General features: G+C 67.5%; 7 protein-coding genes and 1 pseudogene. 4 read left to right on the top strand and 4 right to left on the bottom strand.

The features are described 5' to 3' along the window. Positions 1 to 250 (top strand): LuxR C-terminal-related transcriptional regulator (locus I8N67_RS40150; RefSeq protein ID WP_234047032.1); only part of this gene is annotated, 250 nt, incomplete at its 5' end. 53 nt (positions 251 to 303) lie between these two features. Here the strand turns inward: I8N67_RS40150 and ispG are convergent. From ispG to ispH, 3 genes are all read right to left on the bottom strand, one after another. Further along, positions 304 to 1,446 carry a flavodoxin-dependent (E)-4-hydroxy-3-methylbut-2-enyl-diphosphate synthase gene (gene ispG, locus I8N67_RS40145; protein WP_234047031.1) on the bottom strand — a complete coding sequence of 381 codons (1,143 nt, stop codon included), beginning with the start codon at positions 1,444 to 1,446 and terminating at the stop codon, positions 304 to 306. Further along, entirely contained in the window at positions 1,443 to 3,266 is a 1,824-nt protein-coding gene (locus tag I8N67_RS40140; RefSeq protein WP_200309249.1) for a 1-deoxy-D-xylulose-5-phosphate synthase, read from the bottom strand. Before I8N67_RS40140 ends, ispG begins: the two co-directional genes overlap by 4 nt. Before the next feature lie 262 nt (positions 3,267 to 3,528). Then, positions 3,529 to 4,482 (bottom strand): 4-hydroxy-3-methylbut-2-enyl diphosphate reductase, encoded by a 954-nt coding sequence (gene ispH, locus I8N67_RS40135; RefSeq protein ID WP_200309248.1) that lies wholly within the window; start codon positions 4,480 to 4,482, stop codon positions 3,529 to 3,531. 498 nt (positions 4,483 to 4,980) lie between these two features. On the opposite strand from ispH, the gene I8N67_RS40130 reads away from it, so the two are divergent. The 3 genes and pseudogenes from I8N67_RS40130 to I8N67_RS44825 all read left to right on the top strand — a co-directional run. Continuing rightward, complete coding sequence (locus I8N67_RS40130; RefSeq protein ID WP_307835516.1) at positions 4,981 to 5,937, top strand: SAM-dependent methyltransferase; 957 nt, start codon at positions 4,981 to 4,983, stop codon at positions 5,935 to 5,937. Positions 5,938 to 6,097: 160 nt separating this feature from the next. Further along, positions 6,098 to 6,928 (top strand): methyltransferase domain-containing protein, encoded by an 831-nt coding sequence (locus tag I8N67_RS40125; protein WP_200309247.1) that lies wholly within the window; start codon positions 6,098 to 6,100, stop codon positions 6,926 to 6,928. A 199-nt stretch (positions 6,929 to 7,127) separates the two neighbouring features. After that, a pseudogene (locus I8N67_RS44825) lies at positions 7,128 to 7,298 on the top strand (ISL3 family transposase); the annotation flags it as partial. Positions 7,299 to 7,757: 459 nt separating this feature from the next. Here the strand turns inward: I8N67_RS44825 and I8N67_RS40120 are convergent. Continuing rightward, positions 7,758 to 8,762, bottom strand: a complete 1,005-nt coding sequence (locus I8N67_RS40120) for an ABC transporter substrate-binding protein (protein WP_200309246.1) — start codon at positions 8,760 to 8,762, stop codon at positions 7,758 to 7,760. Positions 8,763 to 8,815: the final 53 nt, after the last annotated feature.

The following is an 8,815-nucleotide window of genomic DNA, read 5'->3' as shown; positions in this document are numbered from 1 at the left end:
GTGGGCCGGTGGCTTGGTTCTCAGTTCGGTCCAGGTCAGGATCTTGGAGGGTGTTGCGGCCGGCTTCTCCAGTGGGCGACTTTCAAGAGAGTTGTTCCTCAGTTCGAAGACCATCGACTATCACGTCCGCGTCATGTCCGAAAAGCTGCAGGCCCCGAATCGTGTCTCGCTGGTTTCGAGAGCGTTCGTCCTCCAGATTCTGCGAACGGATTCGTGGCCCCCGCGCATTGCACGTGAAACTGCGGATTGACGCCCGGTGGTTCGCTGGTTCTTGATCTGTTCCGATGGAGGCGGTTCGTCCGGTCATGCCTCGACGTCCACACCCATCTCCTCGGCGATGCGTACGGCCTCGGACAGGAGGGCCTCCACGATCTGTGACTCGGGGACCGTACGGATCACCTTGCCCTTGACGAAGATCTGGCCCTTGCCGTTGCCGGCGGCGACACCGATGTCGGCCTCGCGCGCCTCGCCGGGCCCGTTCACGACACAGCCCATCACCGCCACCCGCAACGGCACCGGGAACCCCTCAAGCGCCGCGGTGACCCGCTCGGCGAGGGTGTGCACGTCGACCTGGGCCCGGCCGCAGGACGGACACGACACGATGTCCAGTCCCCGTGGCCGCAACCCGAGCGACTCCAGGATCTGCGCACCGACCTTGACCTCCTCGACCGGTGGCGCGGACAGCGAGACGCGGATGGTGTCGCCGATGCCCTCGGCGAGCAGCGCGCCGAACGCGACCGCGGACTTGATGGTGCCCTGGAACCGGGGGCCCGCCTCGGTCACACCGAGGTGCAGCGGGTAGTCGCACCGGCCGGCGAGCTTGCGGTACGCCTCGATCATCACCACCGGGTCGTGGTGCTTCACCGAGATCTTCAGGTCGGTGTAGCCGTGCTCCTCGAACAACGAGCACTCCCACAACGCCGACTCCACCAGCGCCTCCGGGGTGATGCCGCCGTGCTTGCGCAGCAATCGCTTGTCCAGCGATCCGGCGTTCACGCCGATCCGGATCGGGATGGCCGCGTCTTTGGCCGCACGGGCGATCGCGCCGACCTGGTCGTCGAACTGGCGGATGTTGCCGGGGTTGACCCGTACCGCGGCGCAGCCGGCGTCGATCGCGGCGAACACGTACTTCGGCTGGAAGTGGATGTCGGCTATCACCGGGATGCCCGATCTGCGGGCGATCGCCGGCAGTGCGGCCGCGTCGTCCGCCGACGGCACAGCGACCCGCACGATCTCGCAGCCCGCCGCGGTGAGTTCGGCGATCTGCTGCAGCGTGGCGTCGACGTCGGCGGTGGACGTGGTGGTCATCGACTGCACCGACACCGGCGCGTCGCCGCCGACCGGCACCCTGCCCACCATGATCCGGCGGGAGGTCCGCCGCGTGGCCACCGGGAGCGGGACCTCCTCCTTGCGCGGCAAGGGCATTCCCAGATCGACGGTCGTCAATGTTCCTCCCCTGAGTGAACCGGCCAGGTGCCGGGGTCGTCGATTCCTGCCGACGCCGGTGCGGCGTCGAGGCCGGTCAGCAGCTCCACCACGACTCTGGTGATGTGCTGCGCGGTCAGCCCGCAGGCGGCGAGCACCTCAGCCCTGGAGCCGTGGCTGAGGAACCGCCTCGGGATGCCGAACTCGCGCAGCGGAGTGTGCACGTCGGCGTCCCGCAGCGCCTGCGCGATCGCGGAACCGACACCGCCGGCGCGGCTGTTGTCCTCGACCGTGATCGCGAGCCGGTGGCGGCGGGCCAGGTCGGCCAGCGCGGGGTTGACCGGGGTGACCCACCTTGGGTCCACCACCGTCACCCCAATGCCCTGTGCCCGCACGCCGTCGGCAACGGTGAGCGAGAGCCCGGCCAGCGCACCCACCGCGATGATCAGCACGTCCAGCCGGCCGGAACGGCGCAGCACGTCGATCCCGTTGAACGTGGCGGTGGCGGGCAGGTCCTCACCGGCGGGACCCTTGGGGAACCGCAGCAGGGTCGGACCCTCGCGCCATGCCACCGCCTCGGTCAGCAGTTCGGCCAGCCGGGTGCCGTCGCGCGGCGCCGCGATCCGCAGCCCCGGCACCACCTGCAGCACCGACAGGTCCCACATGCCGTTGTGGCTCGGCCCGTCGTCGCCGGTCACCCCAGACCGGTCGAGGACGAACGTCACCGGGCGGCGATGCAGCGCGACGTCCATGAGCAGTTGGTCGAGCGCGCGGTTGACGAACGTGGAGTAGATGGCCACCACCGGATGCACGCCGCCCATGGACAACCCGGCAGCCATCGTGACCGCGTGCTGCTCGGCGATGCCGACGTCGATCACCCGGTGCGGAAACCTGCGCTGCAGCGGCAGGAGCCCGGTCGGCTCGGTCATTGCGGCCGTGATCGCCACGAGGTCGTCGCGCCGCTCGGCCAGTTCGACCAGCTTCTCGCCGAACACCGACGTGAACGAGGGGGGCGACGCCTTCAGCGCCTGCCCGGTGTGCGGGTCCATCGGTTTGACGGCGTGGCCGAGGTCGAGGTCGTTGGTCTCGGTGTGCCGGTATCCCTTGCCCTTGGCGGTGATCACATGCACCACCACCGGCCCGCCCAGTGCGACCGCTCGGCGCAGGGATTCCTGGACGGCGGAGATGTCGTGGCCGTCGACGGGACCCAGGTATCCGAGCCCGAGTTGTTCGAAGACGCCCGGCCCGCGCCCGGCGCGCAGGTCGGCCAGGTGCTCGGCCAGCCCGCCGACGGTCGGCGCGTAGGAGCGTTGGTTGTCGTTGAGCACGATGACGAGCGGCCGCGCCGGGCCACCCGCGATGTTGTTGAGCGCCTCCCAGGCCATGCCGCCGGTCATCGCGCCGTCGCCGATGATCGCGACGGTCGACCGGTCGCGCCGACCGAGGTGGGCGTCCGCCCTGGCCAGCCCGTCCGCGTAGGACAGCGCGGTGGACGCGTGCGAGTTCTCCACCAGGTCGTGCCCGGACTCCTCCCGGCTCGGGTAGCCGGAGATTCCGCCCGACTTGCGCAGCCGGTCGAAGCCGGCCTGACGGCCTGTGAGGATCTTGTGTACGTAGGACTGGTGGCCGGTGTCCCACAGCAACCGGTCCCGAGGGGACTCGAACACCGTGTGCAGCGCGATGGTCAGCTCGACCACACCCAGGTTGGGCCCGAGATGTCCTCCGGTCGCGGAGACCCGCTCGATCAGGAACGCGCGGATCTCCCCGGCGAGGTCGCGGAGTTCTCCGGCGGTCAGCTCACGCAACCGCGCCGGGTCGTGCACGGTTTTCAGCAGCGCCATGTCGAACAGTGCTCCTCACCGGGTGCGGTAGGCGGCCCGCGGCCGCCATCTCGGTCAGTTGGGGCCGACTGCCCGGCGCGCTGCCGGTTCGGCCGATGGCCTCGTGCGCCGGCTGACGCCGGGAAAGACGCTCAGGCAGGGGTGGCCTCGGCCGGTCGGACCGGCCGGAACGACGGCCGACGCGGCTCACCGCCGACGCGCTCCTGCTGACAGAGTCCCTGCCACGGCCATCGGCGACGGTGGGCCGCCCGATCTCGATCGGTCACGGCACGTCCACCGCTCCGGTCAGCCGCGTGGGCGGGGAGAACACGATGTCCTCGGTCGCCACCCGTTCCACGGATATGTCCGCGTAACCCAGTTCGGCGAGCCGGTCGAGCAGCTGGTCGACGAGGATCTCCGGCGCGCTCGCCCCGGCGCTCACACCGACCGTGCTCACGCCGGCCAGCCACGTGGGGTCGAAGTGGGTCACGTCCGGCACCAGTTCGGCCCTGCTGCCGAGCCTGCGTGCCACCTCCACCATCCGGATCGAGTTGCTGGAGTTGGTCGAACCGACCACCAGCACCAGGTCGCACCGGTCCACGATGGCCCTGATGCCGTCCTGGCGGTTCTGACTGGCGTAACAGATGTCGTCGGTGGCAGGCCCGCGCAGGTCGGTGAACCTGCGCTGGAGCACGGCGATGATGTCCTTGGTCTCGTCCACCGAGAGCGTGGTCTGGGTGAGGTAGGCGACCGGTGCGTCGGGGGGAAGGTCCTCCAGTGCCTCCGCGTCGGCGACCGTCTCTACGATGATCGTCCGGTCGGGAGCGTGTCCGTAGGTGCCCTCGACCTCCTCGTGGTCCGCGTGCCCGATCAGCAGCAACGTCCGCCCGTCGCGGGCGAACCGGCGGGCCTCCTGGTGCACTTTGGCCACCAGGGGGCAGGTCGCGTCGAGCACGTCCAGCCCGCGTGCGTCCGCGTTCTGCCGCACCTGCGGGGAGACACCGTGCGCGGAGAAGACACACACCGCGCCCTCCGGCACCTCCTCCTCGGAGTCGACGAACCGGACACCCCGGCGCTGGAACTCGCGCACCACGTGGTGGTTGTGCACGATCTCCTTGCGGACGTAGATCGGCGCGCCGTGCTGTTCCAGCGCGAGGTCGATGATGCTTATCGCTCGGCGTACGCCGGCACAAAAACTCCGCGGCTCGGCCAGCAGGACCTGCTTACCGCCACTCATTCCCACTCCGTTCCGTGCCATGACGTCCGTGTCGGAACGCCTTGCTCATGTTGCCGAACTGGGCGTCCACACCGGTCGTTAGAAACCGAGTCCTTCTCGGGAAGTCTTGTCCGCCGTTGGGTGTCGGCTTAATAGCCGCACTCGAATACGCGGCCTTGGTGTCGCCCAGTAGCTATCATTCCGCAGGGTGGTCCCATCCAGGCCTTACACCAACTTCTTTGGGGTTTTTCCTAAAGTCGAAGACGCCCACCCTGCGTCGTTGACACGACCAGGGGCGTCCTCCAGGATGGATTCCGCCAGCCGCTACTCGATTTCAGTGTGAACTCGATATTTCGCATCATGAGGGCGACTCTGCATTTCGAGCGAGGTGCTGCGCCAATAATCTCGGATCAAGGCCGGTGGAACCGTCCGGCCTGGCTCACTCGTGCCGCAAACCATTTAAACGACCGAAGCAGGCCGTTCGCCAAGTCGCCGGCATCGAGCTCTGGAGGAGTGACCGTGTCAAATCTGGATGGACTTTCGAGTTCAGCTCAAACAGTGCTGGAGCCTCAGAACGAGGTAAGAATAGTCGGCCAGTACTACGACGACAAAACAGCCAGGCTCGTTCGCAAATACGGGCCCGGACCCAGGATCCACTATCATGTAGGTCACTACCCTTCTTCCCGCACGCCGCTGAATGTCCACGAGGCGACGCCGGATGATCTTCGCGGCAGCATTCGGCTTCACCAAGAGGGTCTGCTGCGGTATGCGGCCAAGATCTGGGGCGCGGAACACCGGCTCTCGGGGAGGATCCTGGATGTCGGCTGCGGCCTTGGCGGCGGCTCGCTCTTCTGGGCACAGGAATACGGCGCCGACGTCACGTCGATCACCAACGCGCCGGAACACGCGCCGATAGTCGAGGGGTTCGCGCGGGAATCTGGTGTGGGCGGGAAGATCCGAACGCTGGTCTGTGACGCGATGCATCTCCCCTTGGACGACGGCCCCTACGACGCGGCCGTGGCAATCGAGAGCAGCGGATATTTCGACCGTCCGCAGTGGTTCGAGCGTCTGGGGCACGTGATTCGCCCGGGTGGGAGTGTGTGCATCGAGGAAGTATTCATCACACGCCCGCACGGGGCCGATGTGTGGGCCGAGTACTTCTACACAAAACCAGCTACGGTGCGCGACTACGCGGAAGCCGCGGAAGCTGCGGGTTTCGAATTGGTCGACGACGTCGACGCCACCTCGGAAACCTTGCCGTTCTGGGAGGAGAGTACCGCCTGGACGAAGGCGGTACTGGACGGTGACAGTAGCCTTTCACCAGTTGAACGCAGGCAGCTGAGGATATCCCTGTTGGCGAACCAGGCGCTTGGCGCCGAATGGGCGGCGGGAGGCCTGCGGCTGGGTTTCCTGCGCTTCGAGCGGAAGCGAGCCGCGAGCATTCCGGCGGATTCTCCGGGCCCCCGCGGCACCTGATGACCTACGTGATTGTCAGTGGCTGTCAGTAGATTCACACAGGCGCTCGGCTGGGGTTGCCCAGCCGAGCGCAGCGGGTTTCCGAGACATGTGGCTCGGGTGCGACCCGCAGGACCTGCCGCCGTTTTCCCGCCACCTTCACAGCAATACGGAGTTCGTCATGACGCCTCAGCAGTTTCCCGCTCCCATCGACGTCGCCGGCGTGTACGACGGGATCGGTCAGATCTACGGTTCCGCGTGGGGCCCCAACAAGCACTACGGCTACTGGGAGAACGACGCCGACGACAGCTCCGTCGAGGAAGCCACCGACCGCCTGACCGACCTGATGATCTCAGGCATCGCCGCGCAGGCCGGCCAGCGGGTTCTGGACATCGGCTGCGGCATCGGCCACCCCGCGTTCCGGCTCGTCCGCGCGTCCGACGTGAACGTGGTGGGCATCTCCGTCAGCCACGTCCAGGTGGCGAAGGCCAATGAACTCGCGGCCGAGGCCGGGCTCGCCGATCGGGCCACGTTCCAGTTCACCGACGCGATGAACATGCCCTTCCCCGACGGCTCGTTCGACGCGGCCTGGGCGTTCGAGTCGATGTGGCACATGCCCGACCGCGGGCAGGTGGTCGCCGAGACCGCCCGCGTCCTGCGCCCCGGCGGCCGTCTCGCCGTCGCCGACGTCATCGAGCGCGGTCCGGTCAGCCCTGCGGGCCGCGCGGTCCTGGACCACATCTGCGCGAACTACGCGGTGAGTTCTTTGGGCACCATCGACGAATACCGGAAGGTGTTGGCCGACAACGGTTTCGTCGACGTGGAGATCCGTGACATCAGCGACAACGTCGGCCGTACTCTCGATCTCATGGCCGACGCGGTGGAGACCGTCCGCGACAAGCTGGTCGATCTGGTGGGCGAGGAACAGGCCACCTCGCTCATCGACTTCATGCGTCTGTCTGCGGCCGCCCCGGAGAGCGGCTACCTCTTTCTGACCGCGGTCCGCGCCTGACCTCGGGCGCCGTCCCGGGGTCTCAGCTCGGCGTCTCATGGTGTAAGGCTGAGGTCGAGTTCCTGTCCCGGCTGTCGGCGGCGTACTCGGCGTGGGCGACGCGCGCTGAGCTGCTTCAACGTCGTCTCCGCGCCGGACGGGGCGGGTGCCCGGAGTCCTGGAGCCGCACCCGCGACGTACGGCCCGTCCGCCTCGTCCGCCTCGTCCGTATGCCTGCACCCGGGGCCCGGAGCGGGACCGCGACGCCGTGATCGCCCCCCTCAGGCTTCTGTGCGGCAACGGCCCCGCCGGGGGCGTCAACACCAAGACCAAGCGGATCGCGAGCCAGACGCCCGGACGAACAGGAGCCCAGCTGTCCGACGCCCGGTAACGGGCCGGCAGTGGCGACGGCCCGGACCGCGCCCGCCGTGCCAGTGGATGAGCCCGTTCATGGGCATCCGAGGCCTCTGACACGTGTCAATCCGGCTCTCTACGCTGGAACTTCATGCCCCCGCGGCATCCTGAGCGGGACCCAGCAGACGGCCGAACCGCCGGTCTCCACGGCAGTCCGGTGGATTACTCATCGGCACGGCCGACTGTCTGCCGCGCAGTCCGGTGCCTGTCTGAGAGTGTCATCGTGAGTAATTCGTTCATCGACGGCCTGTCTGCCTGACTCGTATCTCGTGATTCTGATTCTGTTGCTTCGAGTTTTATTGACGCTTTTCTTTATGAGGGTGCGCATGCGGTGGTGCGGCGGCAGGGGCGCCTGCCGCCGCGGAGATCCATCAGGAGGACCCTGGAACGAGCGCGCAGCCGAGTCCGGCTACGTTCTCGTGGGGGAAGCCTCGCTCTACGTGTCGGAACCGCCGGTCTTCTTCGCCTTGACGACGCCGGCGTCCACGGCTGAGGCGGCGGTGATCTTACGAGTCACCCACTTGGCCTCGTACATGGTGTCCGCGACCGTCTGGATCCTGCTCACGGTGTTCGTGTCCAGCGGGATCAGATTCTGTGGCGTCAGGGCGATCACGAGCTTGACGAGCGGGATCTCCATTCCGGTGGCGGAGGCGAGTGCCTCGGCCCACTCGTCGGTATGGGCGCGGGACCAGACCATCGCCTTTTGGATCCGGGCGAGGACGTCGGTGAGGGCCGCCTTCTTCTGCGGATCGTCGAGGTTCTTGGACGACGCCGCGATGAGACTGAGGCCGCTCGTCCGACCGTCGCTGCCGTCGACGAGTACGCGAGCGCCGCTGTTCTCCGCCATGACGGTGAAGGGGGCGACGGTGGCCCACACCTCGACCTGCCCGGAACTGAACGCGGCCTGGCCCGCGGCGGGGAGCAGGTACTTGGTCTCGATGTCGTCGGGAGCCAGCCCGGCGTCCTTCAGGGCGCGGAAGAGGAGGTAGTCGGCCAGGGAGCCCTCGGCCGGCGACACCGCCACCGTCTTGCCCTTCAGGTCATCGATCGAGCGAACCTTCGAGCTCTTCTGTGCCACGATCGCCACGGTGGAGCCGTTGGTCTGGATACCGGCCACCAACTTCAGCGCGCTTCCGTTCCCCATGGCGTGGAGAGTCGTGGAGTCGCCGCCGTAGGTGGTGTCGATCCGTCCGGCCTGGAGCGCGGCGAACATCGGTGGAGCTGCTTGGAACTCTGCCCATTTAATTTTATAAGGCGCCCCCTCGAGTGCGTCCGCTGCTTCGACCAGGGGCTTCAGGAGGCCTTGATCACCGAGCGTCAGGGTGACGCCGGACGGCGAGGACGACTCGGTGGAGGCTTCACCGGCGGAACCGCAGCCAGCCAGTGCCGCGGCCATCGCAATAGCCGTCACGACGCTCAGGAAACGAGTCATTCTACGCATGATTCATTCCTTTCTGGAGTAAAAAATGGAGGAAAGGCGGGCGGGCTCATCGC

It is taken from the genome of Streptomyces adelaidensis (assembly GCF_016598475.1).
GTDB classification, from domain to species: Bacteria; Actinomycetota; Actinomycetes; order Streptomycetales; family Streptomycetaceae; genus Streptomyces; species Streptomyces adelaidensis.
The sequence above is the reverse complement of the archived record's forward strand: the minus strand, read 5'-3'. Positions and strand labels throughout refer to the sequence as shown.

What these genes read in the sequence shown, in the direction of transcription:
- I8N67_RS40140 (WP_200309249.1), bottom strand. Translation starts at nt 3,266, where the DNA reads ATGGCGCTGCTGAAAACCGTGCACGACCCGGCGCGGTTGCGTGAGCTG.
- ispH (WP_200309248.1), bottom strand. Translation starts at nt 4,482, where the DNA reads ATGAGTGGCGGTAAGCAGGTCCTGCTGGCCGAGCCGCGGAGTTTTTGT.
- I8N67_RS40125 (WP_200309247.1), top strand. Translation starts at nt 6,098, where the DNA reads ATGACGCCTCAGCAGTTTCCCGCTCCCATCGACGTCGCCGGCGTGTAC.
- I8N67_RS40120 (WP_200309246.1), bottom strand. Translation starts at nt 8,762, where the DNA reads ATGCGTAGAATGACTCGTTTCCTGAGCGTCGTGACGGCTATTGCGATG.